The sequence below is a fragment of the Yoonia maricola genome, from assembly GCF_002797915.1.
In the GTDB taxonomy this organism is placed as follows: Bacteria; Pseudomonadota; Alphaproteobacteria; order Rhodobacterales; family Rhodobacteraceae; genus Yoonia; species Yoonia maricola.
Genome location: NZ_PGTY01000001.1, coordinates 1,105,750 through 1,132,452 on the forward strand (window position 1 = coordinate 1,105,750; position 26,703 = coordinate 1,132,452).

General features: G+C 56.8%; 26 protein-coding genes. 13 read left to right on the plus strand and 13 right to left on the minus strand.

The window, feature by feature from the left end:
- The first annotated feature begins 2 nt into the window (after positions 1–2).
- From glmS to BC777_RS05625, 3 genes are read left to right on the plus strand one after another with little or no spacing between them, the layout of a single operon-like run.
- The gene (gene glmS / locus BC777_RS05615; protein WP_100367131.1) at positions 3–1,826 is read left to right on the plus strand and encodes a glutamine--fructose-6-phosphate transaminase (isomerizing); all 1,824 of its coding nucleotides are present in this window, start codon (positions 3–5) and stop codon (positions 1,824–1,826) included.
- The gene (locus tag BC777_RS05620; protein WP_100367132.1) at positions 1,826–2,368 is read left to right on the plus strand and encodes a pyridoxamine 5'-phosphate oxidase family protein; all 543 of its coding nucleotides are present in this window, start codon (positions 1,826–1,828) and stop codon (positions 2,366–2,368) included. Before glmS ends, BC777_RS05620 begins: the two co-directional genes overlap by 1 nt.
- On the plus strand, positions 2,365–3,048 hold the full coding sequence (locus BC777_RS05625) for a DNA alkylation repair protein (RefSeq protein WP_100367133.1): 684 nt from the start codon (positions 2,365–2,367) through the stop codon (positions 3,046–3,048). The genes BC777_RS05620 and BC777_RS05625 overlap by 4 nt, the downstream gene beginning before the upstream one ends.
- A 23-nt stretch (positions 3,049–3,071) precedes the next feature.
- On the opposite strand, the gene BC777_RS05630 is transcribed toward BC777_RS05625, so the two are convergent.
- A complete protein-coding gene (locus BC777_RS05630) occupies positions 3,072–3,581 on the minus strand; it encodes a hypothetical protein (RefSeq protein WP_100367134.1) in 510 nt (169 codons plus the stop codon).
- Positions 3,582–3,617: 36 nt separating this feature from the next.
- Positions 3,618–4,097 carry a D-galactarate dehydratase gene (locus tag BC777_RS05635; protein ID WP_245834174.1) on the minus strand — a complete coding sequence of 160 codons (480 nt, stop codon included), beginning with the start codon at positions 4,095–4,097 and terminating at the stop codon, positions 3,618–3,620.
- Between the two features lie 86 nt (positions 4,098–4,183).
- Between BC777_RS05635 and moaA the strand changes: the two genes are divergently transcribed.
- Positions 4,184–5,188 carry a GTP 3',8-cyclase MoaA gene (gene moaA / locus BC777_RS05640; RefSeq protein WP_100367135.1) on the plus strand — a complete coding sequence of 335 codons (1,005 nt, stop codon included), beginning with the start codon at positions 4,184–4,186 and terminating at the stop codon, positions 5,186–5,188.
- Between the two features lie 25 nt (positions 5,189–5,213).
- Here the strand turns inward: moaA and BC777_RS05645 are convergent, their stop codons facing one another.
- On the minus strand, positions 5,214–5,981 hold the full coding sequence (locus tag BC777_RS05645) for a sulfite exporter TauE/SafE family protein (RefSeq protein WP_100367136.1): 768 nt from the start codon (positions 5,979–5,981) through the stop codon (positions 5,214–5,216).
- Between the two features lie 76 nt (positions 5,982–6,057).
- Between BC777_RS05645 and BC777_RS05650 the strand changes: the two genes are divergently transcribed.
- Positions 6,058–6,915, plus strand: a complete 858-nt coding sequence (locus BC777_RS05650) for a LysR family transcriptional regulator (RefSeq protein ID WP_168769083.1) — start codon at positions 6,058–6,060, stop codon at positions 6,913–6,915.
- Between the two features lie 13 nt (positions 6,916–6,928).
- On the opposite strand, the gene BC777_RS05655 is transcribed toward BC777_RS05650, so the two are convergent.
- The gene (locus BC777_RS05655; protein WP_100367138.1) at positions 6,929–8,092 is read right to left on the minus strand and encodes a M20 aminoacylase family protein; all 1,164 of its coding nucleotides are present in this window, start codon (positions 8,090–8,092) and stop codon (positions 6,929–6,931) included.
- 37 nt (positions 8,093–8,129) lie between these two features.
- On the minus strand, positions 8,130–9,290 hold the full coding sequence (gene argE / locus BC777_RS05660) for an acetylornithine deacetylase (RefSeq protein ID WP_100367139.1): 1,161 nt from the start codon (positions 9,288–9,290) through the stop codon (positions 8,130–8,132).
- A 214-nt stretch (positions 9,291–9,504) separates the two neighbouring features.
- On the opposite strand from argE, the gene BC777_RS05665 reads away from it, so the two are divergent.
- The 5 genes from BC777_RS05665 (at position 9,505) to BC777_RS05685 (ending at position 15,379) form a co-directional block, all read left to right on the plus strand.
- A complete protein-coding gene (locus BC777_RS05665; protein ID WP_100367140.1) occupies positions 9,505–10,509 on the plus strand; it encodes an ABC transporter ATP-binding protein in 1,005 nt (334 codons plus the stop codon).
- Entirely contained in the window at positions 10,502–11,509 is a 1,008-nt protein-coding gene (locus BC777_RS05670) for an ABC transporter ATP-binding protein (RefSeq protein WP_100367141.1), read from the plus strand. The genes BC777_RS05665 and BC777_RS05670 overlap by 8 nt, the downstream gene beginning before the upstream one ends.
- Positions 11,510–11,570: 61 nt before the next feature.
- Entirely contained in the window at positions 11,571–13,292 is a 1,722-nt protein-coding gene (locus BC777_RS05675) for a peptide ABC transporter substrate-binding protein (RefSeq protein ID WP_100367142.1), read from the plus strand.
- A gap of 100 nt (positions 13,293–13,392) precedes the next feature.
- On the plus strand, positions 13,393–14,400 hold the full coding sequence (locus BC777_RS05680; RefSeq protein ID WP_100367143.1) for an ABC transporter permease: 1,008 nt from the start codon (positions 13,393–13,395) through the stop codon (positions 14,398–14,400).
- The gene (locus BC777_RS05685) at positions 14,393–15,379 is read left to right on the plus strand and encodes an ABC transporter permease (RefSeq protein ID WP_211095328.1); all 987 of its coding nucleotides are present in this window, start codon (positions 14,393–14,395) and stop codon (positions 15,377–15,379) included. Before BC777_RS05680 ends, BC777_RS05685 begins: the two co-directional genes overlap by 8 nt.
- 127 nt (positions 15,380–15,506) lie before the next feature.
- Here the strand turns inward: BC777_RS05685 and BC777_RS05690 are convergent, their stop codons facing one another.
- The 4 genes from BC777_RS05690 to BC777_RS05705 form a co-directional block, all read right to left on the minus strand.
- Entirely contained in the window at positions 15,507–16,256 is a 750-nt protein-coding gene (locus BC777_RS05690) for a class I SAM-dependent methyltransferase (protein ID WP_100367144.1), read from the minus strand.
- 115 nt (positions 16,257–16,371) lie between these two features.
- On the minus strand, positions 16,372–17,889 hold the full coding sequence (locus BC777_RS05695; protein WP_100367145.1) for an NAD(P)(+) transhydrogenase (Re/Si-specific) subunit beta: 1,518 nt from the start codon (positions 17,887–17,889) through the stop codon (positions 16,372–16,374).
- A gap of 12 nt (positions 17,890–17,901) precedes the next feature.
- Positions 17,902–19,482, minus strand: coding sequence for a Re/Si-specific NAD(P)(+) transhydrogenase subunit alpha (locus BC777_RS05700; RefSeq protein ID WP_100367146.1), 1,581 nt, complete (start codon positions 19,480–19,482; stop codon positions 17,902–17,904).
- 104 nt (positions 19,483–19,586) lie between these two features.
- On the minus strand, positions 19,587–20,036 hold the full coding sequence (locus BC777_RS05705; RefSeq protein ID WP_100367147.1) for a methyltransferase family protein: 450 nt from the start codon (positions 20,034–20,036) through the stop codon (positions 19,587–19,589).
- 79 nt (positions 20,037–20,115) lie between these two features.
- Between BC777_RS05705 and BC777_RS05710 the strand changes: the two genes are divergently transcribed.
- Complete coding sequence (locus tag BC777_RS05710; protein ID WP_100367148.1) at positions 20,116–20,874, plus strand: SDR family NAD(P)-dependent oxidoreductase; 759 nt, start codon at positions 20,116–20,118, stop codon at positions 20,872–20,874.
- Positions 20,874–22,067 (plus strand): kynureninase, encoded by a 1,194-nt coding sequence (gene kynU, locus BC777_RS05715; RefSeq protein ID WP_100367149.1) that lies wholly within the window; start codon positions 20,874–20,876, stop codon positions 22,065–22,067. Before BC777_RS05710 ends, kynU begins: the two co-directional genes overlap by 1 nt.
- Here the strand turns inward: kynU and BC777_RS05720 are convergent, their stop codons facing one another.
- Positions 22,068–22,925 (minus strand): YihY/virulence factor BrkB family protein, encoded by an 858-nt coding sequence (locus BC777_RS05720; RefSeq protein WP_100367150.1) that lies wholly within the window; start codon positions 22,923–22,925, stop codon positions 22,068–22,070.
- A 198-nt stretch (positions 22,926–23,123) separates the two neighbouring features.
- On the opposite strand from BC777_RS05720, the gene BC777_RS05725 reads away from it, so the two are divergent.
- Positions 23,124–23,765 (plus strand): P-loop domain-containing protein, encoded by a 642-nt coding sequence (locus tag BC777_RS05725; RefSeq protein WP_100367151.1) that lies wholly within the window; start codon positions 23,124–23,126, stop codon positions 23,763–23,765.
- On the opposite strand, the gene BC777_RS05730 is transcribed toward BC777_RS05725, so the two are convergent.
- From BC777_RS05730 to BC777_RS05740, 3 genes are read right to left on the minus strand one after another with little or no spacing between them, the layout of a single operon-like run.
- The gene (locus tag BC777_RS05730) at positions 23,762–25,072 is read right to left on the minus strand and encodes a TRAP transporter large permease (protein WP_100367152.1); all 1,311 of its coding nucleotides are present in this window, start codon (positions 25,070–25,072) and stop codon (positions 23,762–23,764) included. The two genes, BC777_RS05725 and BC777_RS05730, sit on opposite strands and share 4 nt — an antisense overlap.
- Positions 25,069–25,608, minus strand: coding sequence for a TRAP transporter small permease (locus BC777_RS05735; protein ID WP_100367153.1), 540 nt, complete (start codon positions 25,606–25,608; stop codon positions 25,069–25,071). Before BC777_RS05735 ends, BC777_RS05730 begins: the two co-directional genes overlap by 4 nt.
- Positions 25,609–25,617: 9 nt before the next feature.
- The gene (locus BC777_RS05740) at positions 25,618–26,649 is read right to left on the minus strand and encodes a TRAP transporter substrate-binding protein (RefSeq protein ID WP_100367154.1); all 1,032 of its coding nucleotides are present in this window, start codon (positions 26,647–26,649) and stop codon (positions 25,618–25,620) included.
- Between the last annotated feature and the right edge of the window lie 54 nt (positions 26,650–26,703).

The following is a 26,703-nucleotide window of genomic DNA, read 5'->3' on the forward strand; positions in this document are numbered from 1 at the left end:
CCATGTGTGGCATTGTTGGTGTATTAGGCGATCACGAGGCGGCACCTTTATTGGTCGAGGCCCTGAAACGATTAGAATATCGCGGCTATGACAGCGCCGGGATTGCCACGATCAACGATATGCGGCTGGACCGGCGACGTGCCGTAGGCAAGCTGGTGAACCTGTCAGACGTTCTGGTGCATGATCCCCTGCCCGGCAAAGCGGGTATTGGCCATACGCGTTGGGCGACGCATGGCGCGCCCAATGCAGGCAACGCCCACCCGCACCGTGCGGGCAGTGTGGCTGTTGTACATAATGGGATTATCGAAAATTTCCGCGAGTTGCGCGCCTTTCTGGCTGACCAAGGCATTGGATTTGAAACTGATACGGATACGGAAACCGTGGCATTGTTGGCCAATTACTATCGCGATAAGGGGTTAAGCCCGCGCGATGCTGCAGAGCAGACAATTGCGCGGCTCGAAGGCGCATATGCCCTGTGTTTCCTCTTTGATGGCGAAGACGATCTGCTGATCGCCGCGCGCAAAGGCCCACCGTTGGCAATTGGATATGGTGACGGTGAAATGTTCGTGGGCTCAGATGCCATCGCGCTCGCATCAATGACCAACCGGATCAGCTATCTCGAAGAGGGTGATTGGGCGGTGGTTACACGCGATGGCGTTGAAATTCGGGATGTGAATGGCGCGATAGCTAACCGTGCTGTTAAGGCGATCCAGATTGACACAACGCGTGTTGATAAGGGCGGGTTCAAGCATTTCATGGCCAAGGAAATCGCCGAACAACCTGTCGTGCTGCAAGGCGCGCTGTCGCATTACATCAGTGCAGATGGCACGGCTGTGACAATGCCCGAGCCTGAGATCGACTTTGCAAAAGTCGAGCGGATGACAATGGTGGCCTGCGGCACCGCGTTCTACGCCTGTCTGGTGGCCAAATATTGGTTCGAACAGATCGCGAGCGTGCCGGTGGAGGTCGATGTGGCATCCGAGTTCCGCTATCGCGAACCGCCTGTGACGGCCGGAACCGTCGCGCTGTTTGTCAGCCAATCGGGTGAGACCGCCGATACGTTGGCCGCACTGCGGTATATGGAGGGCAAGGCAGATAAGATTATGTCGGTCGTCAACGTGCCCGAAAGCTCTATCGCGCGGGAAAGTGACCTACCTTTGCCGATCTTGGCTGGAACCGAGATTGGGGTCGCCTCGACCAAAGCATTCACTTGTCAGCTCACGACGTTGGCGATCCTCGCGCTGCGTGCAGCACAGATGCGTGGCAAGCTGAGCGATGTGGAATTGGCCGAGAAACTGACCGCCTTACGCGCCTTGCCGGGTTTGATGAACCATGCGCTTGGGATTGAGCAGACCTCGAAAGATATCTCGCGCAAACTGGCGGAGGCGCGGGATATTCTATTCTTGGGGCGTGGTGCAATGTATCCCCTCGCACTTGAGGGTGCATTAAAGTTAAAGGAAATCAGTTATATACACGCAGAAGCTTATGCATCTGGCGAATTAAAACATGGCCCCATCGCGTTGGTCGATAAACACGTGCCTGTCATCGTCATGGCGCCGCGCGATAGCCTCTTCGACAAAACCGTTTCCAACATGCAAGAGGTTATGGCGCGCGGCGGTAAGGTCTTGTTGATCACCGATCAAAAAGGCGCGGATGAAGCTGGTGAAGGTGTCTGGGACACGATCATCATGCCCGAGATTGATCCCTTCCTTGCGCCGATCCTCTATGCGATCCCCGCACAACTGCTGGCCTATCATACGGCGGTCGCCAAAGGGACGGATGTGGACCAACCCCGCAACCTCGCAAAATCAGTGACGGTGGAATAATGGGCAAGCAATTCGATCACCTCGACGACGCGCATATGGCATTCATCGCGGCGCAACCGATGTTCTTTACCGGCACGGCGGCGCGCGATGGCAAGGTCAATATCTCGCCCAAAGGCATGGATAGTCTACGGGTGCTGGACGCCAATACGATCGCCTACGTCAATGTGACAGGCAGCGGGAATGAGACGGCGGGGCACTTGCTGGATCACCCACGTATGACGCTGATGTGGTGCAGTTTCGACATCAAACCGCAAATCCTGCGTACCTATGGCACTGCGCGGACCCTGCATCCGCGTGACGCGGCGTGGGATGACATGGCGGCCCAACTGCCCGCCCTGCCCGGCGCCCGTCAGATCTATGTGCAAACCATTGACATGGTGCAGACATCCTGTGGATATGCTGTCCCCTTTATGGAGCAGAAGGGCGACCGTGAGACGCTACTGAAATGGACCGCTGATAAAGGCGAAGACGGTGTCGCGCGCTATTGGGAAGAACGCAACCAGACCACGCTGGATGGCCTGCCCACGGATATTCTGCCATGACGCCGAAGGCCGCGATTGCCGCCTTGCGCGCTTTGGGTGATCCGGTCAAAGCGGCCGAGATGCACAAGTACCACAAGGTGGATCGCCCCTATCTGGGCGTGGCCAACCCTGTGATCGACGAACAGGTCAAATCATGGCGCGCCGAGGTTGATCTTGAGCAGCGGCTGGCGCTTGCCAAGGGCCTTTGGAAAAGCAACACACATGAAGGGCGCATTGCAGCGGCCAAACTACTTACTCAAGCAAGGATCAGGCCAGATGATGCAGGCGCTTGGGCGTTGATTGTGTCATGGGTCCCCGAATTCGATGCGTGGGCTGTGGCCGATCATGCGAGTATTGCAGGGCAGAAGCGGCTGGTCGCGGACCCAACCCGCCTTGATCAGGTCGCACGCTGGACCACGTCAGATCACATGTGGACGCGCCGCGCAGCACTTGTAATGACGCTGCCTTGGACCAAGCAGAACCACCCCAAGCCTGCCGATCTGGCAATTCGTGACCGGGTGTTGGGATGGGCCGCTGGCTATGTCACCGACCATGACTGGTTTATACAAAAGGCAATCGCATGGTGGCTGCGTGAGCTGTCAAAGCATGATCCGGAACGGGTGCGCCACTTTCTGGATCGTCATGGTGCCGACATGAAGCCCTTTGCAGTGAAAGAGGCCGGGCGCAAGCTGCCTGAGTAAGGCGCAGGTCCGGGCTTCGCTGGTCATTCAGGGGCTGGCATGGGCGGCTCTGGCAGCCATGTGATCGACATGGGCGCATGAAACGTTGTTATTTTCGTGACAGTGCCGTCTTTGCCAACTTCTAAATCGATGACGCATAACCGGTACGGATCATCCATCGTATCACCAAATACACCCCCCAGCTCGTCAAGAGTGGCCTCTGTTGCCACAACATCGCTTGTTGTCATTCCAACAGTGATTCCATCCAAAATGACCCAGTCATCGGTCGTCAGGACAAAGCTGGTGATCATCCGACCATCATGAACGACATCGAGCCCCGGTACCTGTATGATACCGCCATTGTCTGGCACCGTCGCAAGCCACCTTTTTGTGGCAGCTGGCAAATCAGCAAGGATGTTCAAAAGCTGAAACTGCGTCGTGCCATCTGCCGATACAACGCGACAGCCCCTGTCAAAGCTATAGTCTTGGGCCTGCGTCATGGTGCCCGCCGCAAAGAGGAGTAATGCGACAATGATGATCCGTGCCTTTTTCATGCAGTAATCGCAGTGACGATCTGGACCAGCTGCCGCCTAGGCGCCAGTCGCAAAAACCGTCAGTTCCGGCAATGACGTCAAAGGTGCCTCGATCAGGCGCATCGCGGCAAGGCTGATCTGACTGCCAGAGCCTGCGGCCCCGCCTGAAGGGCGTAGTTCAACATTGATGGTCTTGCCCTGATAGCTGATCCGACCTGGGGTCAGTGCATCCACCAACGGCGTCTTCAGCCAGATACCCGGCTCTGCTGGTGGTCCCAAGGCGGCAATCGTGGTGCCTAGGGCCTGATCACCGGCAGGTTCTTCTTCAACCACAGCGGCTGCGCGATCTTCCTCGCTCGTCGTGTCGAATTCGTCAGCAGTCACAGCATTTGCAGGCGGTGGCGGTGGCGGTGTGGGATCCAGCGTAGGCGTAGGCGCGGTGATGGCAGGGGGTTGCGTGGTCCCGAACAAGCCTTGAAAAGAGGGGGTGGAACAGCCAGCAACTGCGGCGATGGGCAGGATCAAAATCAGTCTCATATCGCGACATTATGCTGCGAATGGCCTGCGTGCAACGGCGCGCTTGGCGCTTGCGCAGGGGTACGCTCAAGCATAGGTTAACGGGTATGACAGAGCCCTTGATCGATCCCTTTGCCCGCACAATTGAATACCTTCGGGTGTCGGTCACGGACCGCTGCGATTTTCGTTGTGTGTATTGCATGTCCGAAAATATGACCTTCCTGCCTAAGAAGGAACTGCTGACGCTCGAAGAGCTGGACCGCATGTGTTCGGCCTTTGTCCGACTTGGCGTGCGAAAGCTGCGCATTACGGGGGGCGAACCTTTGGTGCGCCGCGGCATCATGACGTTTTTCCAAAGCATGTCGCGGCATCTGGAAAGCGGCGCGCTGCATGAATTGACGCTGACGACCAATGGCAGCCAGCTTGAGAAATACGCGGATGATCTGTTTGCCGCCGGGGTAAGACGGATCAATATCTCGCTTGATACGCTGGATGAGGCGAAGTTTGCCGAGATTACGCGCTGGGGCCGCCTGCCCCAGGTGATGCGTGGTATTGATGCAGCCCAAAAGGCAGGCTTGCGGGTGAAGATCAATACCGTCGCGCTGAAGGGCTTTAACGAGGATGAACTTGAGACGCTGACCGACTGGTGCGCATCTCGCGATATGGACCTGACCTTTATCGAGGTCATGCCAATGGGTGATTTGGGCAATGAAGACCGCTTTGGCCAGTATTGGTCGCTCGAAGACCTGCGCGCGCGGCTGGCCGCACGCTCGGAGCTGACTGATCTGCCGGAAAAGACGGGCGGTCCTGCGCGCTATGTGCGGGTTGAGCGGACGGGTCAGAAAATCGGGTTTATTACACCGCTTAGCCATAACTTCTGCGAAAGCTGCAACCGTGTGCGGATTACCTGCACAGGCGAGATTTACACATGCCTCGGCCAAGAAGGCCATTCAGACCTGCGGGCACCTTTGCGGGCGTCCGAAGCCGATGCAGATCTGGAAAACGCCATCCGTGCGGCGATTGCGCTGAAGCCGAAGGGGCACGATTTTGATTATTCGCGCCAGCAGGTCGATGGGCAGGTCAGTCGGCATATGTCGCATACGGGTGGGTGATACGGGGGTGATCGCCAACGCATCTTCAATCAACAGCCGCGCCGGAAACCGAGACGACACCCAGAACCAATAGGTTACACCCGGCCACTGCGAGCAAACCGTAGGCCAAGCGCATAAAAGCCTGCTGAGGCACGCGTTTGTGCAAGCTGAAACCAAGCCAAACACCTATCACCAGAAACGGCACGAGCGAGGCTGACGCCAATAGACCATGCGTCGAGAACAAACCGAGTGCAGCATACCCGCCCCCCTTGGCAAGATTGAGCAGAAAGAAGAAAAACGCATTTGTCCCAACGAAGGCGGTCTTGTCGAGATTCATCCCCAGCAACGTGCCTTTGATTGGCGGGCCGCCCGCATGCGCCACAAATCCTGCAAATCCTGATAGCACGCTTGCGATCAAAACGCCCCCCCGGTTTTGCCTTACATGGATCTGCGCAGCGGCCCCCTTTGACCACACAAAACGGGCAACAAATCCAATGGCCATGATGCCGATAGCGATGCGGAGGTAGTCTGGGTTAACCCTTGAAAAGCTGAACATTCCAAGGGCAATTCCAATACTGGCTCCGGGAAGCAGAAAGCCGATCATGCGCGGTTTCAATGCCGCGCGGTAGCGCCATACTGACAGCATATCGATGCCGATCAGAACAGGCAATAAAAGCACCGCTGCTGCTTGGGGTGGCATGGTCAACGCCACCAAGGGCACGCCAAGTATCCCAAGCCCGCCCGCAAAACCACTTTTGGAGATACCTGTGATGATAACGGCGAAGGCCGCGACAAGGTAGGATTCAAACGTCATGGCGATTGGCTAAAAGCCTTTCTGCAATTCGTAAAACAGTTTTTATTGATAATAAAAATCGATTATGAAGATACCTATGGCATTCGATCTAAAGCATATTGAAAGCTTCGTCTCTGTCGCCGAAACGCTAAGCTTTTCGACGGCAGCCGCGCGCGCCAATACCGTACAATCAGCAATTAGTACGCACGTCATGCTTTTGGAGCAGCAATTGGACAGGACGCTGATCAAACGGGGGCGCGGTCAACCTGTGACGATTACGGCAGATGGTGCCGCCTTTCTTGTGCAAGCCCGTCGCTTGCTGGCCCTGACAGATGAAATGGCACGCCGTCCCGAAACTGCGGCTGGTATGACGCCCTTGCGATTGGGAACAACCATTACCTTTGCGCTTTCAGTCATCCCCAAGGCCATATCAGCCTGCGCAGATCGCACGAATACCCGGCGCGTCACCGTTAGAACAGCGCGCAGCCACGACCTTATTGACCTGCTTGAACAGGGCGAGATTGATGTCGCACTTATGTTTGATCAAGGTGCCCATGCGGCGCGTCAGGCAACGATGCGCACAAAACTGTCTTGGGTTGCAGGCGACAAGTATGTGCATGATGACACAAAACCCTTACCGCTCGCGTTTTTGGAGGACGCGCGAGATCTGCGCCGACATGCCTTTGCCGCCCTTGATAAAGGCGGCGCACATGCCGCCTCTTTGCAGTCACATCCCGACCCCATCGGATTGCGTGCCGTGCTTGCTGCTGGTTTGGCGATCTCGGTCATGCCGCAAGTCGCCATCGTTGCACCCTTGGTCGATGTCGGCGCCCGCCTTGGTTTGCCGGACCTTGAGCCTAAGCTGGTATCCATCTACGCAATGGGTGGCGTTCAAGATCGCTATCTTGACGGCTTATGCCATGCGTTGGAGGCACAGTGCGACCCAGCCGGTTAGATATTGAAGCGTCTCAACTGGCAGGCATCCGTTGCTCGACAATCTCGGCCCACCATGAACAGCCTGCGGGCATTGTTTCATCGTTGAACGCATATTCGGGGTGGTGCACCTCAGCCCCTTCGCCGTTGCCGACAAAGATATAGGCGCCGGGCCGTTCTTCGAGCATGAAGGCAAAATCCTCGCCGCCCATCGTCTGCTCTGCGTATCCGCAAGAGCCTGCCACTGATGTGGCGACCTGTGCGGCAAAGGCGGTTTGCTCTTCGCTATTGACCATCACCGGATAGCCACGCATGTAATCAATCGTTGCAGTCGCACCGAAAGCAGCGGCCGTGCCTTGTGCGATTTCGATGAATGACTTTTCCGCTAGATCGCGCGTTTCATCAGATAAGGTGCGTACTGTCCCGCGCAGGTGCACCTTTTGCGGGATGACGTTATGCGCCTTCGACGATGTTTCAAAGCTGGTGATGGAAACCACAATCTGTTCGGTTGGGTTCACGATCCGCGCGGTGATGGTTTGTAGCGCGATCACCACATGGCTGGCGACAACCGTGGTATCGACCGTTGTGTGCGGTTTGGCCGCATGCCCGCCCTTGCCTTCGATCACCACCTCGAACTGGTCGGCCGCGGCAAAGAACGGACCGGGGCGTATCGCAAACTGCCCTGCGGGCAACCCCGGCCAGTTGTGCATGCCGTAGACCTCTTGGATACCCCAGCGTTCCATCATGCCGTCGTCGCACATTTCCTTGCCGCCGCCACCGCCTTCTTCGGCGGGTTGAAAAATAACCACCACGGTGCCGTCAAAATTACGGGTTTCAGATAGGTATTTCGCGGCCCCCAGCAGCATCGCGGTATGCCCGTCATGACCGCAGGCATGCATGGCGCCATCAACCTTGGATTTAAAGGGTAAATCCGTTTCTTCTTGCATCGGCAGCGCGTCCATATCGGCCCGCAATCCGATGACTTTGCCAGATGTATCAGACTTGCCCTTGATCACCCCCACAACGCCCGTCCGCCCGATGCCGGTGACAATTTCATCGCAGCCAAATTCCTTGAGTCTTTCGGCCACGATCCCTGAGGTCCGGTGCGTGTCAAAAAGGATTTCGGGGTGCGCATGCAAGTCGTGACGCCACGCAGTAATTTCGGGCAGTAACTCCGCAAACCTATTCTTAACTGGCATAATAAACTTCTCCAATGAGTGGTATTTGTTATGTGGGTTATTTTGCGAGCATTTCCACCAGTCGTCCGATGAATGCTTCGCCTTTTTGAAATTGATCGACGCTAATAAATTCGTTTGGTTGATGGGCCTGCGCAATATCGCCTGGCCCGCAGATCACGGCCGAATAGCCGCGTTCCTGAAATTGTCCAGCCTCCGTTCCATAGCTGACGACATTACTGGCGTTTTCGCCTGTCAGTTGGCGCACCAGCGCTTCGGCCTTGCCTTGATCCTCTGGTACCAGCCCCGGTACGTTGAACAGCGGCTCTGCCGTGATCCCCGCCTCAGGCCGTACTGCTTTCATTTCGGCCTCAAGCTCTGCCACTTTTGCCATGAACCGCGCTCTCCATGTGTCGATATCTTCGCCCGGTACGATGCGGAAACCAAACCCGAAGTGGCAGTCCTTGGCGGTGATATTATGCGCCGTCCCACCGCTGATCGTGCCAACATGCAGCGTGGTGTAGGGCGGAAAGAAATCTGCCGCCAGATCGCTGGGTTCTTTGGCGGCGTTTTCGTCGTTCACCTCATTGGCCCAATTGATCAGTTTGGCGGCCATCATGATGGCACTCACGCCGGTTGGGGCCAGTGACGAATGCACCTCGAACCCGCGAAAATGCATCTGATAGCCGATCCCGCCTTTATGGCCTGTCACGACTTTCATCATCGAAGGCTCGCCCACCAGCACAGTATCTGCGCGCGGCATTCCCATGCTGACCATATGGTCGATCATTGGCGGCGCGCCGGTGCAGCCCACCTCCTCATCGTAGCTGAGTGCGATTTGCAACGGCCGTTTAAGTCCCCGCTCTAGCGCCAGCGGTACTGCGGATAGAGCCAACGCATCAAACCCCTTCATGTCGCAGGTACCGCGTCCATAAAGCTTGCCATGACGTTCCGTCACTGTGAAAGGGTCTGTGTCCCATACTTGCCCATCGACAGGCACGACATCGGTATGGCCGGACAGAACGACGCCGCCGTCCACTTGCGGTCCGATGTGAGCGTAAAGGGCGGCTTTGGTCCCGTCTTCGTTCGGCACGCGCGTGGATTGGACGCCGAATCCTTCCAGATATTCCTCAACAAAATCAATTAATTCCAGATTGCTGTCGCGACTCACCGTGGGAAAACCCACAAGACGATCCATCAAATCTCGGGCAGTGAGGGTCATATGGGTCCTTTCCAGATCAGCCGTATTTCGATGATGCGAGATCATTTTCTGCGCAAAACAACAGCAATGCCAGTGTGACCTGTCAAAGGCCGGGCCGCAAACAGGATTCGACTTGCGGGATCGAAATTTGATGATACCGTCTGCGAGTGGGTGACTGATTATTATAAGATCAGCGCGAAAAATATAGACGACTGAACCACTTGGGAGGTTCTATATGCCCGATGGGGCGCTGCCCGTCCTGGATGTCCAGGACCTCAAAACTGTTTTCCAAACGCGCGGTGGCGAAGTCCACGCCGTAAATGACGTCAGCTTCTCGCTGAAGCCTGGTGAGTTACTAGGAGTGGTCGGTGAGAGCGGGTCCGGAAAGTCCGTGACCATGATGTCGTTGCTTGGGCTCTTGCCGTCACCGCCTGCGGATGTGCGTGGTGGACGCGTGAAATTTGACGGCAAGGATCTGTTGAACGTCACCCCCGAACAGTTGCGGTCGGTGCGCGGGGGCAAGATTGGTTTCGTGTTTCAAGACCCCATGACATCGCTGAACCCGGTGTATCAGGTGGGATTTCAGATCATGGAACCGCTGCGCAAGCATATGGGCATGAACAAACGCGAGGCAGCTGCCCGCGCGCAGGAATTGCTGGAATTGGTTGGCATTCCAGATGCCAAGCAACGGCTGCTTGACTACCCCCACCAGTTTTCTGGCGGCATGCGCCAGCGCGTCATGATTGCCATTGCCTTGGCATGCGACCCCCAAGTCTTGATCGCGGATGAGCCGACGACAGCGCTTGATGTGACCATTCAGGCGCAAATTCTGGAACTGATGAAAGACCTGCGCGACAAGCTGGGCATGGCGGTGATCTGGATCACCCATGATCTGGGCGTCATCGCAGGCATCGCTGACCGTGTGATGGTAATGTACGGTGGGCAGGTCGTTGAACATGCCCCGGTGCATGCACTGTTTACCGATCCACAGCATCCCTACACCCGCGCCTTATTGAAGACGATCCCGACCATTCAGGGTGAGCGTGCGGCCCGGTTGACCATCATCGAAGGGCAGCCACCGATTATGGCCGGTGCGCCGACATCCTGTCCGTTCCGCGACCGTTGCGATGTGGCGTTTGATCGCTGCGCTGTTGAGAACCCGCCACGCTATGATTTGGGCGATGGGCATGATGCGGCCTGTTTCTATGATGTGCGCACGAGGGGACCCCGCGATGCTTGATGACGGCAAAAAACCCCTCGTTTCGGTCAAAGACCTTAAGATGCATTTCCCGATCCATGCCGGGCTTTTGCGCCGCCGCGTGAGTGAGGTGAAAGCGGTTGATGGTGTCAGCTTTGACGTTTTCGAGGGCGAGACCTTGGGTCTGGTCGGCGAGTCCGGTTGCGGAAAGTCCACTTGTGGCCGTGCGGTACTGCGCCTTTATGATATCACCTCAGGCTCGATTCAGATTGATGATCGCGAGATTGGTGCAACCCCGCAGCCTGATCTGCGCGAAATGCGCCCGACCATGCAGATGGTATTTCAAGACCCGCAAGCATCGCTGAACCCGCGCATGACGGTCGAAGACATCATCAAGGAACCACTGGACGAGCACACAACCGGAACTGACGCAGAAAAGCGCAAGAAGGTCAGCGAGCTGATGGACGCCGTTGGCTTGAACCGCAAGTTTGCAAAACGATACCCGCACGCGTTCTCTGGTGGCCAGCGACAACGGATCGGAATTGCCCGTGCATTAGCCTTGAATCCCAAGTTCATCGTCTGCGATGAGCCGATTGCGGCGCTGGATGTGTCCATTCAGGCGCAAGTCGTGAACCTGCTGGAAGACCTGCAAGAGCAGTTTGGTCTCACGTATCTCTTTATCAGCCACGATCTGTCCATGGTGCGCCATATCGCAACGCGCGTAGCGGTGATGTATCTGGGCAAGATCGTTGAACTGGCCCCGCGTGAAGGCCTGTATGCCGACCCACTGCACCCTTACACCAAGGCGTTGCTGTCTGCCGTGCCTGAACCGGACCCCAGCCTTGCCCGCACAACCGAGCGGATCATCCTCAAAGGTGATGTCCCCTCGCCCTCGAACCCGCCAGAGGGCTGTAATTTCTGCACCCGCTGCCCGTCTGTGATGGACATCTGCAAGCGCGTGGAGCCCGACTATCGTGAAGTACAACCCGGCCGGTTTACCGCCTGCCATCTGTACAACGATGCAAATGACACTGCCGAATAACGGCAGGTCCTGAGGCCCAAAAAAGAGCAAACAACATGACGACCAACAAGGAGAAGACAACATGAAACTCAAAACAGCCCTGATGGGCGCTGTTGCGACAGCCTGTATGGCGCAAATGGCCTATGCCGATGCGCATGAAGGTGAACGCGGCCGCGATGGCGAACTGCGCATTATCTATTGGCAGGCGCCGTCGATCATGAACCCCTATCTGTCGGGGGGTACAAAAGAACTCGAGGCTGCCAGCCTCGTGATTGAACCGCTCGCTCGGTATGACACTGACGGCAATCTGGTGGCTTGGTTGGCCGAAGAAGTGCCAACAGTTGCAAACGGCGGCGTTTCCGAAGACCTGACCTCGATCACATGGGTTTTGAAAGAAGGACTGTTGTGGTCTGACGGCACACCGGTAACATCCACAGATGTCAAATTTTCGTGGGAATACTGCACAGCCGAAGGCGGTGGATGCGCTCAATCCGAAAAATATCTTGATGTCGAAAGTGTAGATACCCCTGACGACCGTACCGTTGTCGTCAACTTCAGCGTCGCCAAGCCTTTCCCATATGGTCCGTTCGTCGGCGCACAAGCCCCTATCATCCAGGCGGCGCAGTTTGCAGACTGCCTTGGCCCACGCGCCCCGGAATGCACCGAGCAGAACTTTAACCCAATCGGCACCGGCCCGTTTGTTGTGACAGAGTTCCGTACAAATGATGTGATCACGCTGGCCGCAAACGAAAACTACCGTGAGGAAGGCAAGCCCGCCTTTGCAACAGTCACCTTCAAAGGTGGCGGTGATGCAGCCGCAGCAGGCCGTGCTGTGCATGAAACGGGCGAATATGACTATGCTTGGAACCTGCAACTGGCACCTGATGTGCTGAGCGGCATGGCCGAGGCTGGTCTGGGCGAAAATGTCGTGTCCTTCGGGACCTCGGTTGAGCGTATTTTGATGAACATGACCAATGTTGACCCCGCTTTGGGTGACCAGCGCGGCGTGATCGGAAACCCACACCCCTTCCTGACAGACAAATCCGTGCGTCAAGCCATGTCCATGGCCATCGACCGCGCTTTGCTGACAGAAATCGGCTATGGTGACTTTGGCCGTCTGACCTGCAACGTGCTTCCCGCACCTGCAATCTACAACTCAGACGCCAACGATGCCTGCCTGACGCAAGATCTTGAAGGCGCCAAGGCCCTTCTTGATGAAGCGGGCTGGGCCGTTGGTGGTGACGGTGTGCGCGAAAAAGACGGTGTGCGTCTGTCAGTGCTGTACCAGACCTCGACCAACGCTGTGCGCCAGGACTATCAGGCGCTGATCAAGGAATGGTGGGAAGAGATCGGTGTCGAAACCGAATTGCGCAACATCGATGCGTCGGTGTTCTTTGGGTCGGACCCCGGTTCACCTGATACGTTCCAAAAGTTCTTTGCCGATGTCGAAATGTTCACCAACAACTTCGATGGCACAGACCCAGAGGCTTACATGGCAGGTTGGACCTGCGATCAGGCACCGCAGCCAGAAAACCAGTGGCAGGGCAACAACATGCCACGCTTCTGCTCTGAAGAATATGACGCGTTGCGCGCTGAAATGGCGGTCACCGGTGATATCGACGAACGTGCCCGCATTGCCAAAGCGATGAACGATATTCTGATGCAAGAATATATCATCCTGCCGCTGACGCACCGTGGCCGTAATTCTGCCCATGCCAAAACACTTGGCGGCGTTCAGTTGAACGTTTGGGACAGTGAGCTGTGGAACGCCGCTGACTGGTACCGGACCGGCGATAACCGTTAAGTCCAAGTCGGGGTGAACCCCGACCTACACAACCCGTAAGGCGGGGTTCTTCCCCGCCTTACAGCCACCTTCCGAAAACCATAACCCAAGGCGTTCTCTCATGCTCAACTACACCATCCGTAGATTGGTCCTGTCGGTTCCGACGCTTTTGTTTATTGCTTTCGTTATATTCATGCTTCTGGAACTCGCCCCCGGTGACCCAATGGCCAGCATGCCACTGACAATTCCACCCGAGGTCCGCCAGCAAATGCGTGAGGCGCTTGGGCTGGGGGAACCTTGGTGGGTGCGCTTTCCGCTTTGGCTGAAGCAGTTCTTTATTGTTGAGCCTCAGTATTGGATCGACAACGCATTTGGCACCAATTTTGCCGATGGCGCACAGCGCATCATTAGCTTCCAGTCCCGTAGCCCCGTGTTTGACACCATCGCAGAGCGGATGCCTCAGACCCTTTGGGTGGTCGGCATGTCTTATGTGGTTGGCGTGGCCATCGCCCTGCCTATCGGGATTATCAGTGCTTACAAGCAGTATTCGGTCTTTGATCAGGCGGGCACCTTTGTCAGCATGATCGGCTTTTCGGTGCCGCCCTTCTTCTCGGGCGTTCTGGTGATCGTTATTTTCTCGGTCCAACTGGGCTGGTTGCCGTCGATCTATGATACCACCCATAGGGTGGTTGATTGGAATACATTCAAGTTTCAGCTGCAGCAGATGATCATGCCCGTCATGGTGCTGGCCTTGCAGACCACAGCGCAGGTCAGCCGCTATATGCGTGCCTCAATGCTCGATAATCTTGGCCAAGACTATGTCCGCACCGCGCGGGCCAAGGGTATGTCAGAAAGCGTTGTGGTCATGCGCCACGTGCTGCGCAACTCCATGATCCCCGTCGTGACTGTCATCGCCTTGGGTATTCCGTCGATCTTTGGGGGTGCGATCATCACCGAGCAGGTGTTCAAGGTGAACGGCCTTGGGCAGTTGCTGATTATCGCGCTGCAAGGCTCTGATATTCCAATGGTCATGACGATAACCTTCCTTTTGGCGGTGCTGATCGTGATGATGAACCTGATTGCCGATATTCTCTACGGCGTCCTTGACCCGAGGATCCGCTATGACTGATATTTCAGCCCAAGTGCAGCCCGTCGACCACGTCGACCCCAACGCCCCTTTCGAGCCCGAAGAGAAGGCGCGCAACCAGTGGCTGGACGTTTGGGATCAGTTCCGCTCGCATAAAGGTGCCATGGCAGGGCTGATCTTTTTGATCTTCATCACAATGTTTTGCGCCTTCGGCCCGTTCGTTTGGGATGTGGACCCCGGCAAGCTGGATATCCGCAACAAGGACGTGCGCCCGATTTACGTGGCGATCTGGGATGGCGACGCGAAAACCAGCTGGGCGCGGCCTATGGGGACCGACCATCTGGGCCGCGATATCATGGCCAATATCATGCAAGGCGGACGCATTTCGCTGGCCGTGGGTTGGACGGCGATGATCCTGGCGATCTTGATTGGCACGCTGGTAGGCGTGTTGGCCGGCTATTTCAAACGGCTGGACTGGGGCCTGATGCGCTTTACCGATCTGGTGCTGTCGCTGCCCCTGCTGCCGCTTCTTCTGGTGATGATGCTCTTGTTCCGCGATCCTTTACGGGCCGCTTTCGGGCCTGAGAACGGGATCTTTCTGCTGATTGTCTTTGGTATTGGCATTACATCATGGATGCAGACCGCGCGGATTGTGCGCGGCGACGTGATGGCTTTGAAAGAGCGGGAGTTCGTGCTGGCCGCGCGCTCTATCGGGACCCCACCGCGCCGGATGATTACGCGGCATATTCTGCCTAATGTGCTGTCGCCGATCATGGTGTCGGCCACGTTGGGACTGGCAACCGCGATCATCACGGAAAGCGCGTTGTCCTTCCTTGGTCTGGGTTTCCCGTCGGACTTCCCCACATGGGGCAAGATCCTGTTTGATAGCGTAGACCGGATGACCGCCTTTCCCGAGCGTGTGCTATGGCCCGGTCTGGCGATTTCGCTGACCGTGCTGGCTGTGAATTACATCGGCGACGGGTTGCGCGACGCGCTTGATCCAAGGATCAGAGGGCTTTAGCATCTCGGCTGCACCTTGCTACTTCTGTGTCTTCGCGAAACAACCGCCCTGCCCGATCGGTTTGCCGTTCCAGCGCAATGATGCTTATGCGATGGATCCGCCTATGTGCGGACCCACGCCATAAGTATCACTTCCGGGCCGCTTCCCACCGCACGACATAATCGCTTTGAAGAACCCTGCTTTTGGGCTCAACAGGATCTTTCGATTTACGCACCGCGAAGTTCATGATCACTGGCATACCACGCGGCAAAGCCCCCTTTAGCTTGGGCCGCTTTCCGGTGACAAGCGGGTTGGTTATCGCCACAACACGACGCGCCGCCCGCGGTCTGATTGGTTGGAAAACGCAGTGTAATACCTCGTAACCCATGCTCTGCGCCCAAAAGCCAAAAACGATTTCGGGGCTGATCTGATAAAACCCGTGCGCCACCCAGTTGTTCGCTGGTGCATGAGATATGAATACGCCACCCGGTCGTAGCATTTTGTCAATGTTGCGATAGGCCGTGGGCAAATCAAAAACATGCTCACATGTGCCGCCATCGAAGATAACGTCAAAGCGGTTTTCAAGTTCGGATGGGAGCGTGCCACCAAGATCCTGAACGATTGACGCCTTCTCGAAATCGGAAAAATCCAAGGAATCAACGCTGCTAAATCCCAAGGTTTCAAAGAAACGCTCCGAATAGCGATCGTCAGGGTTTTTGAGGTCTTCTGCATCGATGTTGGGTAGATATTTGGCAAGGGTCTCATCAAAGACTTCTGCCCCTGCACCTCTGCCGCGGCCCTTCCAACTTTGGCGCCCCAACATAAGGAACGCACCACCCAAATCGTTATCCTTCACGGTTTCAATCAGGCGTGCGCCAAGAATATCAGGAATAGCCAAGTGAGGTCCAATCTGGATGAGACGTTTTGATCAACAACACGTAGCAAAAGCAGTCAGCTGTGGCCATGCCCCGCGCGGCGTTGTCTTGCTATGACGCGCGGGGGTGTTAATCGTTCTAGTCGATCTTCGGCAGCAGCGCATCCAATGATGCTTTTGCATCGCCATAGAACATCCGCGTGTTGTCCTTGAAGAACAGTGGGTTCTCGATACCGGAATACCCGGTTCCCTGCCCCCGCTTGGACACGAACACCTGCTTGGCTTTCCAGCATTCCAATACCGGCATCCCCGCAATCGGGCTGTTCGGATCGTCCTGTGCCGCGGGGTTTACGATATCATTGGACCCGATCACGATAGCAACGTCCGTGTCCGGGAAGTCATCATTGATCTCGTCCATCTCCATCACGATGTCATAAGGCACCTTCGCTTCGGCCAGCAGTACGTTCATGTGCCCCGGCAGACGCCCGGCGACCGGGTGGATCGCAAAGCGCACGTTCTTGCCTTTGGCGCGCAGTTTGCGCACCAGTTCAGACACGGCCTGCTGCGCCTGTGCCACGGCCATGCCGTAGCCTGGGATGATGATGACGCTGTCAGCTTCGTTCAGCGCTGTGGCAACACCGTCGGCATCAATCGCGACCTGTTCGCCTTCAACCGCCATCTGTTCACCGGCAGGGCCGCCAAAGCCGCCCAAAATGACCGACACGAAAGACCGGTTCATCGCCTTACACATGATATAAGACAGGATCGCACCGGATGAACCGACAAGCGCACCGACCACGATCAACAGATCATTGCCGAGGCTGAAACCAATGGCCGCTGCCGCCCAGCCGGAATAGCTGTTCAGCATGGACACAACGACAGGCATATCCGCGCCGCCGATGCCCATGATCAGGTGATAGCCGATAAACAGGCCAGCCAATGTCAGCAGGACCAATGCCCAAGAGCCAGAGCCGCCCATGTACATGATCAGCAAGATCACAGAGAGCGCAGCGGCACCCGCGTTCAGGAAGTGCCCACCGGGCAGCTTGTTTGCACCTGTGTCGACCTTAAACGGCAGCAGGCTAGAGTTACCCGCAAGCTTGGCATAGGCGATCACAGAGCCAGTGAATGTCACCGCACCAATCCAGATACCCAAGACCAGCTCAACCCGCAGGATGCTAATCTCAACACTGGATTTCTTGGCGATCAATTGGCCAAAGGCGCTGAGGCCATCATAAGCCTCTTTCGGCAATCCGATTGCAGTGATCCCATCAGGGCCAACTGCACCCAGCACTTGGCCATTCGCCTCGTACAACGACGCCATGTTGTTGATCATGATATCGGCGTTGAATCCCACAAAGACCGCTGCCAGACCCACCATTGAGTGCATGATAGCAACCAGTTCGGGCATCTGCGTCATCTCGACCTTCGTGGCCAGTTGATAGCCAACAGCACCGCCCAGACCAATCAATATAACTGACAACAGCCCCAGACCGGCACCCGGCCCGACAAGTGTCGCAAAGACGGCCAGCGCCATGCCTGCGATCCCGTACCAGACGGCCCGCTTTGCGCTTTCCTGACCGGACAGACCGCCCAGCGATAGAATGAAAAGAACACCTGCGACCACATAGGCCGCGATTGTGAATGCGTTATCCATTGCCCTGCCCCTTTAAGACTTTTGGAACATGGCGAGCATACGCCGTGTCACGAGGAAGCCACCGAAGATGTTGATCGCCGCCATGAAGATACCGAGTGCTGCAAGCAGCGTGATCAGCGCACTGCTTGATCCGATCTGGATCAATGCGCCCAGAATGATGATCGATGAGATCGCGTTTGTCACAGCCATCAGCGGTGTGTGTAGCGAATGCGCCACGTTCCAGATCACCTGGAAGCCGATGAAGACGGACAGAACGAAGACGATAAAGTGCTGCATGAAGCTGGCTGGCATGCCGGGAATGAGCCCGATGCCAAGGATCAGTGCAGCACCAGCGGCCAGAAGACCCACTTGTGTCTTGGTCTCTTTTTGGAAGGCGGCCACTTCGGCTGCGCGTTTTTCTTCCGCTGTCAGCTCTTTTGGCGCTTCTTTCTTGGGCGCTGCCGCAATCGCGGCCACTTTGGGTGGTGGCGGCGGGAAGGTAATCTCGCCTTTGTGGGTCGCAGTTGCCCCACGGATGACATCGTCTTCCATGTTGTGGTTTGGCATACCGTCCTTTTCAGGCGTCAGGTCCGTCATCATGTGACGAATGTTTGTCGCATAAAGGGTCGAAGACTGTGCGGCCATCCGGCTGGGGAAGTCAGTATAGCCGATGATGGTCACACCATTATCGGTGACGATCTTTTCGTCCATCACGGTCAGTTTGCAGTTACCGCCACGTTCCGCCGCAAGGTCCACGATGACCGAACCGGGCTTCATGCTGTCGACCATGTCCTTGGTCCACAGTTCCGGCGCATCACGGCCCGGGATCAGGGCTGTGGTGATTACGATGTCGATGTCAGGTGCGATTTCACGAAACTTGGCCAACTGTGCAGCCGCAAATTCCGGCGAGGACACAGCGGCATAACCACCTGTAGCAGAGCCGTCCTGCTGTTCTTCTTCGAAATCAAGGAAGACGAACTCGGCCCCCATTGATTCAACCTGCTCTGCCACTTCGGGGCGCACGTCGAAAGCGTATGTGATGGCACCCAGCGATGTCGCCGTCCCGATGGCAGCAAGACCTGCCACACCCGCACCAACAACCAGCACCTTAGCAGGCGGTACTTTACCGGCGGCTGTGACCTGACCGGTGAAGAAGCGACCGAAGTTGTTACCGGCTTCAATAACAGCACGGTAACCTGCGATGTTTGCCATCGACGACAGTGCGTCCATCTTCTGCGCGCGGCTAATCCGCGGCACCATGTCCATGGCGATGACTGTGGCGCCTTTCTTGTTGGCAGCCTCCATCAGCTTTTCATTTTGTGCCGGATAAAAGAACGAGATCAGGGTTTGCCCTTCACGCAGTTTCTTGGTTTCCGCATCCGAGGGCGGGCGCACTTTGGCGACGATATCGGCGGCTTTGTAAAGGGCCGTGGCGGTCTTTGCGACCTCAACACCGGCATCCTTGTAAGCCTGATCCGAGAAACCAGCCCCTGCACCGGCACCCGTTTCGATCATGCATTCATAGCCGAGTTTTTGCAGATCCTTGGCGGAGGCCGGTGTCATCGCGACCCGGTCTTCGCCTTCAAATATCTCTTTTGGTGTGCCGATCTTCACGGACCATCCCCCATATCTGTTCTCGCAGTGCAGATGCACTATAGCGCGTAAGAATATTTCGCAAGGGACTGGCGGCTATGACATTTAATGTCATGTGCTAACAGTCACACCCAACGTCGCGTCTTTTGACAGTAACGCGCGAACTCGGCACGGAATTTCACCCGCAGGCGGTTTTCTTCGGGGACAATAAAACGCTGCGTAATCGTAAACATGAAAAGCGGAACCAGCAGCAAGGCGATGGGCGCCTCCCAACGCAAAGCGAGCCCGGCCAGCACCAGCGTATCGCCCAGATAGATCGGATTGCGGCTGCGCTTGAAAATACCTGAACTCACCAAGTGATCGGCTTCCATATGCGGCACGATGGTGGTGTGCTGTTTGCGCATCTCGACCGCGGCAAGCAAGATAAGCACCAGCCCGCCGCCGACAAGCAATCCGCCCAACAGATCTGTGGCCGCTCCGCCAATCGCCCAGCCCATCGGCTGCAACTGCCCGATCCACCACGTCACCATGAGGGCGAACAGCAACCATACAGGCGGTATATCGATCCATTTCATACCCGTTCTTGTGCCGCAGCGCTTTGTCCTTGTCCATGCCTTGCTTCCCGCTAGGGTCTGTCACAACGGAGGACAAATCATGGAACATGCAGGCAAACACGCGCTGGTCACTGGTGGTGGTACGGGTATTGGGGCGGGCATTGTTCTGGCCTTGGCCGAGGCCGGGGCCGAGGTCACGATCACGGGGCGCAGAGCTGACAAGTTAGAGGCGTTGGCCGCAAACTCTGAACGCATACATGTCTTGGTGATGGATGTGGATGACGAAACATCCGTCCGGGATGGCATCGCCCAAGCGGCAGCGGCGCGCGGACCGATCCAGATTTGTGTGGCCAACGCCGGCATCGCTGAAGGCGGCCCGTTTGAGAAAACAACGCTCGCCCAATGGCGCAAGACGATGACGACTAACCTTGACGGTGTTTTCCTGACCTTTCAGGCAGCTATGGCCACGCTGGAGGACGCGACCCCTGCCCGCATGATTGTTGTCAGTTCCATCGCAGGGGTGCGCGGGCTGAAAAATGCGATCCCTTACACGGTGACCAAACATGGTGTCATTGGTCTGATCCGCGGGCTATCCGAGGAATTCATGCGCCGTCCCATCACCTTTAACGCGCTTTGTCCCGGCTATGTGGACACCGATATTGTGCGCAACCAAATACCGGGGCTCATGAAACGCTTTGGCGTGGATGAACAGGGGGCGATTGATGCGATTTCCAAAGGAAACCGCCATCGTAAGCTCTTGGAGGTAGATGAAACGACCACTGCGGCAATGTGGCTGTGCTCGGATGGTGCGCGCAGTGTGAATGGTCAGACCATCCAGATATCAGGGGGCCAAATCTGATGACCGATTTCGCCGCTACCAAAGCGATGTTCCATCTGCCGGAAGGTATGATTTACCTTGATGGCAACTCGCTTGGACCACTTCCTAAGGCGACGGCGGCGCGGGTGGCACGGACAGTGACCGCCGAATGGGGCGAGAAAGTGATTACCGGTTGGAACCGCGCGGGCTGGATGGCGCAACCGACTGCGTTGGGTAACCGGATCGGGCGACTGATCGGGGCGGAGCCGGGCCATGTCGTGCTGGGTGATACCCTGTCGATCAAGGTCTATCAGGCCTTGGCGGCAGCAATTGATCTGGTGCCGGATCGTAAAGTGATCCTGACCGATAGCGGGAATTTTCCGTCGGACATTTACATGGCCGAAGGGCTGATCAAATCACTGGGGCGTGGACATGAACTGCGTGTGGTGAACCCACAGGATGTGGCAAACCACATCAATGATGATTTGGCTGTGCTGATGCTCACACAGGTCGATTACCGCACAGGCCGCCTGCATGACATGCAGGCGTTGACGGCCCAAGCCCATACAGCGGGCGCTGTGACCTGTTGGGATCTGGCGCATACGGCGGGGGCGATGGCGGTTGATCTACAAGGATGCAACGCGGATTTTGCGGTAGGTTGCACTTATAAATACCTTAACGCAGGGCCCGGCGCGCCAGCCTTTATTTATGTCTCTCCGCGCCATATCGAGACCTGCCAGCCAGCACTGTCAGGGTGGTTGGGGCATGAAGCACCTTTTGCCTTTGACCTTGATTACCGCCCCGGCACGGGGATCGAGCGGATGCGGGTTGGCACACCACCCGTTTTGCAGATGGCAGCGCTTGATGCATCACTCGATATTTGGGATCAGGTGGATATGGACGCCCTGCGCAGCGCATCCATCGCATTGACCGAACAGTTTATCACGGGGGTCGAGGCACTTTGCCCGCAACTGACCCTCGCCAGCCCACGTGACCCGCATGCAAGGGGCAGTCAGGTGTCCTTTGCGTTTCAGCATGGCTATGCCGCGATGCAGGCCTGCGTCGCGCGCAATGTGGTGGGTGATTTCCGCGCACCAAACATAATGCGTTTCGGCTTTTGCCCCTTGTTTATTGACGCGGGCGACGTGGATATCGCTGTCAACGTCATTGCCGATGTGATGGATAACGCACTGTGGGATGATCCGGTCTACAAACAGGTATCCGGTGTGACCTGATCAGATGTAGGTCGTATCTTCAACGTCTGGCGGGCTGTCATAGCCATGCACCACAACGTTTAGCGCCGCCCCCAGAAGGATCAGGTAGGCGCTGACGTAAAGCCACAACAGCAGGCCAATGACAGCACCGATAGAGCCATAGACTTCGTTATAGCTGGCAAAGTTGGTCAGGTAGTAAGACAACCCCGCAGATGCGGCGACCCAAAGGACAACGACCACAAAGGCGCCCACCGTAATCCAGCGCCCCCGGCTACCGATACGTGCAGGGCCAAAACGGTACAGCAGGCTTAAGCCAATCATCAATACACCCAAGGCAACCAGCCAGCGGATACCCTCTAACAGCCACGCGGTTGAGTTTGCGACAGGAATGAACGCCAGCCCAATCGGCACGATCACCACGACAGTCAGTGCTACAATCGCCAAGGTCACCAACGCAACGGTCAGCATCAATGCCACAACCATTTGCCAAACTCCGTTGCGCATCCGCTGTCCGGCAATCGCGTTGAGCCCGCCAATAAGTGCCGCGACCCCTGCCCGGCACGACCATAGCGCAAGCGCGATGGATACAGCAGTGGCCCAACCCAAAGCGTCTGACGGGGCGGCCACCAAGCGAAACACCTGACTGGCAATAAGGTTATAGGCATCGGGCGGAATGATATCTTCCATCAGGGCGAGCTGTTCGGCGATAACGACCGGATCGGCAATCAGCCCAAAAATCGCGATAACAGCCGCGATACCAGGAAAAATCCCGAACATCCCAAAGAACGCAACGCCGGCTGCGATGAGGCCAAGATGCTTCTCGCTCGCGGTGGTCCAGACCGCGACCAAGACACGCCAAACCTTGAGAATGATCGCCACGCTTTTGACCGCCTACTCGTGTTACCCTCTGTGGATCACCCTAGGCCATCGCGCAGGCAACCGCCACTTTTCTTGGCAAATGATTGTCACAGCTTTCGGCATTTGCCCGCTGGATTGCAAAAATATGTCGCGTCACAGGTCAATGCGCGCTAGGGTTTCACAAAACAGGGGCAAACCCTGACACCAGAGGCAGACGCAGTGAATACCCTGACCGCACATACCAACACGCTCGCAGAGCGTGTTTTGAGCCGTGACAGTGACCGCATGCTGGTGGCCATTACCGGCGCGCCGGGCTGTGGGAAATCCACCCTTGCCAGCGAATTGGCCCGACGTCTGAATGCGCAGGGGCGCAAATCCATTGTTGTGCCGATGGACGGATTTCACCTTGATAATGCGATTCTGGAGGCGCGTGGCCTAAGCCAGCGCAAAGGCGCGCCTGAAACTTTTGACGCACCCGGTTTTCTACGCTTGATCCATGCGCTGAAAACTGGGGAAGAGGTCTTTGCCCCATCCTTTGACCGCACCCGTGATCTGGCGATTGCCGGGTCAGTGGCTGTGCCGGACGCGGCCAAGGTGGTGATTGTCGAAGGCAATTACCTGATGTTCGATGAACCACCCTGGTCGGCGCTGGCCGGGCTTTGGGACCTGTCTGTGCGCGTGAATGTCCCTATGCCAGAGTTGCGCGCGCGGCTGATTCACCGTTGGCTGAGCCTGAATTATTCCTCTGCTGTCGCCACCCGCCGCGCCGAGGGCAATGATATTCAAAACGCGCAGCGGGTCATCGACCGTGCGTTACCTTGCGATATTGATCTGAACGGTGAGCCTGCGCAGAACGGCTAGACAAAGACCAGCGTGATCGCGGGAAACATCAGCAGGATGAAAACCCGCACCACGTCTGACCCCACAAAGAACAGAACCGACTTATAGGTCGCCGTCATCGGTGTCTCTTTATCCATACTGTTGATGATAAACAGGTTCATCCCCACCGGCGGCGTGATCAACCCGACCTCGACCACGATCAGCACCATGATCCCGAACCAGATCGCCAGTTCCTCGGTCGTCATACCGAAATCAAGGCCGGATATGACCGGCCAGAAGATGGGCACTGTCAGCAGGATCATCGACAGGCTGTCCATCAGGCAGCCAAGGATCAGGTAGAACACAAGGATCAGGACCATCACCATCCAAGGGCTGAAACCCTGCATCGAGACCCAAGCCGACAGTTCTTGCGGTACCTGCGTCAGCGCGAGGAAGCCATTGTAGAACCCTGCCCCCAGCACGATGAAAAAGATCATGCCGGTGCCTGTCGCAGTCTCAGTGATGCTTTGGCCGAAAACCTGCCAGTTCAGTGCGCCGGAAAAGAGCGCGATAAGCCCTGTTCCCATCGCACCCACCGCCGCCCCTTCGGTGGGCGTGAACCAGCCATTGTAAATACCGCCGACAACCAGACCAAAGACGACCAGCACCGGCCATACGGCACCCAGTGCCTTAAACCGATCTGCATAGTCGATCCGTTCTCGCGTGCCCGCCTGATCGGGGTAAATCCGCACATAAATCGCGATTGTGATCATATATCCAAGAGCGGCCAGAAGACCGGGAATAAAAGCTGCCGCGAAAAGTTTGGCGATATTCTGTTCGGTCAGGATGGCGTAGATCACCAAGATAACCGATGGCGGGATCAAGATACCCAAAGTGCCCCCTGCCGCCAGTGTTGCCGTCGAAAACCCACCGGAGTAGCCGTATTTGCGCAATTCCGGCAAAGCGACCTTGCTCATCGTGGCGGCCGTCGCCAACGATGACCCGCAGATTGCCCCGAACCCTGCACATGCCCCGACCGAAGCCATGGCCATGCCACCTTTGCGGTGGCCCAACCATGCCTCTGCCGCTTTGAACAACGATCGTGACATGCCGGAATGGGTGGCGAACTGCCCCATCAGCAGAAACATCGGGATGATCGACAGGTTGTAGCTGGAAAAAGTCGAGAAAACTTCGGACTTGAGCCGCGCCATGAAAACGTTTGTCCCGTCAGTGGCCAGCCACAGCCCCCCGATCCCGCAAAGCAACATCGCCAGCCCGATAGGCGCGCGCAGGAAGATCAAGAGGAGGAGAAAGGGAAAGGACAGATAGCCCAGCGCGAGGTCGGTCATAGGGTGCGCTGACCTGTTAGCCGTATGACTGCGCAATAAATGCTGACGATGCTGGCGCTGATCGCCGCGATCAGACTTGCGGCATAGGCCCACCAGATCGGAAACTGGATCAGATAGGTCGTCTCGCCATAGCGCATTTTATCCTGCATCCCGACATAAAGCCGCCATGTGATCAAAACAATGATCGCGGCCATAACCACGCTCCAGAAGGTGCCCAGCGCACGGTTCACGCCCGGCCCCATCGCTTTGGAAAAGACATCGACATTGGCATGTGCCCCTTTGAGCTGGGTGAGTGGAAGGAAGGCAAATATCGCAAAGGCAACCCCGGCTTCGACAAGTTCGAAGTCCCCCAGAATGGGCCCGATCCCAAGCTCAACCAGCCAATCGCCAAGGCTGCGCAGTGCGCCGGAATGCGCCAGATCGCTCAACTCACGACCACTGACACTGATGCAGACCATGGCCACCAGAAGACACAGCACCAGACCGCCCAGCAATGCCATGACCTGTGCAAGTTGTCGGATCGCGGCGTGTAGCATGACGCGCCCTTAATTGCCCGTGCTGTGTTTGGCGATCAATGCAACCGCGTCGTCATAAATGCCTTGTCCATCAAGGCCCGCAGCCGTCGCCTCGGCAATCCAATTGTCGATTGTGGGTTGGCTGGCGGCGCGCCATGCGGCGACTTGGCCCTCATCCAGTGTGATGATTGTATTGCCACGCTCGACCGCCAGCGCGCGTCCCGGTGCATCATCATTCTGCTGGGTGCGCCCGGCAAAGGCCGAGAATTCCAAACCGGAGTTCGCGTCGATCACCACTTGCAGATCAGCCGGCAGCGCATCATAGGCATCCTGGTTCATCGCCATGATAAAGGCGAGCGTATAAAGCGCGTCGCCGGGAAATTCCGTGTGATAGGTCACCATTTCCTGCACTTTCAGCGCAGGCACGACTTCCCATGGGATGACGGCGCCATCAATGATGGTGCGCGACAGCGCCTCTGGCACAGCAGGCACTGGCATACCCACAGACGTGGCACCCAATTCGGTAAACAGCGTTGTCGTGGTCCGCGACGGCGCGCGCAGTTTCAGGCCGCGCAGATCGGCGATATCGATGATGGGGCGGTTTGCATGGATTACACCGGGCCCATGAACCCAGAGGCCCAACGGTTTGAAATCAGCAAAATCACTCTCCATCATCCGTGCTTCGGCCAGTTCCCAATAAGCGCGCGAGGTCGCTTCGGCATCGGGCGAGATAAAGGGCAATTCGAACACCTCTAACTGGGGAAAGCGACCGGGGGTATAACCTGCCACCGTCCAGACAATGTCGGCCACGCCATCAATCGCCTGATCAATCAGTTGTGGCGGCGTGCCGCCCAGTTGCATGGATGGAAACCTGTCAATCTTGATACGGCCGTTGCTGTCGGCCTCTACATTGTCAGCCCAGACATCAAGGATATGCGCTGGCACATTGGCCTGTGCTGGCAGGAACTGGTGCAGGCGCAGCGTGACCTCTTGCGCGACTGTGGTTGTTGAAAGACAGGCAGCGGCGAAAGCCCCTATCAACATGCGGCGGGTGCGTGTCATGATGTTCCTCCATCAGGCATCAACTCTGGCGGCAGTATTCTGATCCAGCGGTGG

Coding starts and splice junctions, on each gene's coding strand:
- glmS (WP_100367131.1), top strand. CDS start 3: ATGTGTGGCATTGTTGGTGTATTAGGCGATCACGAGGCGGCACCTTTA.
- BC777_RS05620 (WP_100367132.1), top strand. CDS start 1,826: ATGGGCAAGCAATTCGATCACCTCGACGACGCGCATATGGCATTCATC.
- BC777_RS05625 (WP_100367133.1), top strand. CDS start 2,365: ATGACGCCGAAGGCCGCGATTGCCGCCTTGCGCGCTTTGGGTGATCCG.
- BC777_RS05630 (WP_100367134.1), bottom strand. CDS start 3,581: ATGAAAAAGGCACGGATCATCATTGTCGCATTACTCCTCTTTGCGGCG.
- BC777_RS05635 (WP_245834174.1), bottom strand. CDS start 4,097: ATGAGACTGATTTTGATCCTGCCCATCGCCGCAGTTGCTGGCTGTTCC.
- moaA (WP_100367135.1), top strand. CDS start 4,184: ATGACAGAGCCCTTGATCGATCCCTTTGCCCGCACAATTGAATACCTT.
- BC777_RS05645 (WP_100367136.1), bottom strand. CDS start 5,981: ATGACGTTTGAATCCTACCTTGTCGCGGCCTTCGCCGTTATCATCACA.
- BC777_RS05650 (WP_168769083.1), top strand. CDS start 6,058: ATGGCATTCGATCTAAAGCATATTGAAAGCTTCGTCTCTGTCGCCGAA.
- BC777_RS05655 (WP_100367138.1), bottom strand. CDS start 8,092: ATGCCAGTTAAGAATAGGTTTGCGGAGTTACTGCCCGAAATTACTGCG.
- argE (WP_100367139.1), bottom strand. CDS start 9,290: ATGACCCTCACTGCCCGAGATTTGATGGATCGTCTTGTGGGTTTTCCC.
- BC777_RS05665 (WP_100367140.1), top strand. CDS start 9,505: ATGCCCGATGGGGCGCTGCCCGTCCTGGATGTCCAGGACCTCAAAACT.
- BC777_RS05670 (WP_100367141.1), top strand. CDS start 10,502: ATGCTTGATGACGGCAAAAAACCCCTCGTTTCGGTCAAAGACCTTAAG.
- BC777_RS05675 (WP_100367142.1), top strand. CDS start 11,571: ATGAAACTCAAAACAGCCCTGATGGGCGCTGTTGCGACAGCCTGTATG.
- BC777_RS05680 (WP_100367143.1), top strand. CDS start 13,393: ATGCTCAACTACACCATCCGTAGATTGGTCCTGTCGGTTCCGACGCTT.
- BC777_RS05685 (WP_211095328.1), top strand. CDS start 14,393: ATGACTGATATTTCAGCCCAAGTGCAGCCCGTCGACCACGTCGACCCC.
- BC777_RS05695 (WP_100367145.1), bottom strand. CDS start 17,889: ATGGATAACGCATTCACAATCGCGGCCTATGTGGTCGCAGGTGTTCTT.
- BC777_RS05705 (WP_100367147.1), bottom strand. CDS start 20,036: ATGAAATGGATCGATATACCGCCTGTATGGTTGCTGTTCGCCCTCATG.
- BC777_RS05710 (WP_100367148.1), top strand. CDS start 20,116: ATGGAACATGCAGGCAAACACGCGCTGGTCACTGGTGGTGGTACGGGT.
- kynU (WP_100367149.1), top strand. CDS start 20,874: ATGACCGATTTCGCCGCTACCAAAGCGATGTTCCATCTGCCGGAAGGT.
- BC777_RS05730 (WP_100367152.1), bottom strand. CDS start 25,072: ATGACCGACCTCGCGCTGGGCTATCTGTCCTTTCCCTTTCTCCTCCTC.
- BC777_RS05735 (WP_100367153.1), bottom strand. CDS start 25,608: ATGCTACACGCCGCGATCCGACAACTTGCACAGGTCATGGCATTGCTG.
- BC777_RS05740 (WP_100367154.1), bottom strand. CDS start 26,649: ATGACACGCACCCGCCGCATGTTGATAGGGGCTTTCGCCGCTGCCTGT.